Genomic DNA, 976 nt, shown 5'->3' on the forward strand with positions numbered 1-976 from the left:
CGATTTAGGAATTGATACCACTCGCTTATTAGAACTTTCTCGAATGGTAGCAACTGCATCAGGTTGTCATGTACCGCCTTGGAAAGCGATTGTGGGTGAAAATACCTTTGCTCATGAATCTGGAATTCACGCTCATGGCGTTTTGCAAAACCCTGTGACTTACGAACCTTTTACACCAGAAGAAGTAGGTTGGGAAAGACGCTTAGTTGTAGGTAAACATTCAGGTCGGCATTTGGTAGCTAACTTACTACAGCAACAAGGGATCAATTTAAACCCCGATGAAACCCAATCAATTTTAGATGCAGTACGACAACAATCTGTAGAAAATAAACGCAGTCTAAATCTAGAAGAACTTTTGAGTTTAGTTCCATCTGAAAGGTGATTGAATTTTAGATTTTGGATTTTGGATTTTGGATTTGAAATTTGAGATGTTGGATAAGTTTTTGAATTGATATAAATCTATGCAATTGGATGAATTAGAACTTGATTTACCCCCAGTATTTGAAATTGGTTCAAAAGTCAAAACTCGCAAATTAATTCGTAACGATGGTACTTATCCTGGCAAAGATATTGGAGAAACATTAGCAAAAAAAGGAGAAATTGGTTACATCGTTAGTATTGGTACATTTTTGCAAACTTCCTATATTTATGCGGTGCATTTTATAGAAAAGGGTGTAATAGTCGGTTGTCGGAAAAAAGAATTAGAAAGTGTTGAGGAAGCTAAATGAAAGTAATGCTGCGTCAGAATTCTGCTGGACAGTTATTAGTCTATGTTGCTAAAAAAGACCTTGAGGAAGAAGTGGTCAGCCAAACAGAGGGTTCGGAAGGTAAAATTTTTACCTTAGCAAATGGTTGGGAATTAGCAATTCCAGATTTATCCGAACCTTTACAATTACCGCAGACTGTAGAAGCAAAAAGGCTTTCTTAAACAAATTTATTGAATAAATTGGTAGTAGGGTGTGTTGTCGCGCAACGC

General features: G+C 36.8%; 2 protein-coding genes and 1 pseudogene. All 3 read left to right on the forward strand.

What is annotated here, in order from left to right; translation table 11 throughout:
- A pseudogene (locus A0129_RS15710) lies at positions 1 to 382 on the forward strand (hypothetical protein); the annotation flags it as partial.
- Between the two features lie 79 nt (positions 383 to 461).
- On the forward strand, positions 462 to 728 hold the full coding sequence (locus tag A0129_RS15715; RefSeq protein ID WP_291716325.1) for a nitrogen fixation protein NifZ: 267 nt from the start codon (positions 462 to 464) through the stop codon (positions 726 to 728).
- Entirely contained in the window at positions 725 to 928 is a 204-nt protein-coding gene (nifT, locus tag A0129_RS15720; RefSeq protein WP_291716326.1) for a putative nitrogen fixation protein NifT, read from the forward strand. Before A0129_RS15715 ends, nifT begins: the two co-directional genes overlap by 4 nt.
- The last annotated feature ends 48 nt before the right edge of the window (positions 929 to 976 follow it).

The sequence above is a fragment of the Limnobacter sp. CACIAM 66H1 genome (assembly GCF_001601825.1).
Lineage (GTDB): Bacteria > Pseudomonadota > Gammaproteobacteria > Burkholderiales > Burkholderiaceae_B > Limnobacter.

Coding starts and splice junctions, on each gene's coding strand:
- A0129_RS15715 (WP_291716325.1), top strand. CDS start 462: ATGCAATTGGATGAATTAGAACTTGATTTACCCCCAGTATTTGAAATT.
- nifT (WP_291716326.1), top strand. CDS start 725: ATGAAAGTAATGCTGCGTCAGAATTCTGCTGGACAGTTATTAGTCTAT.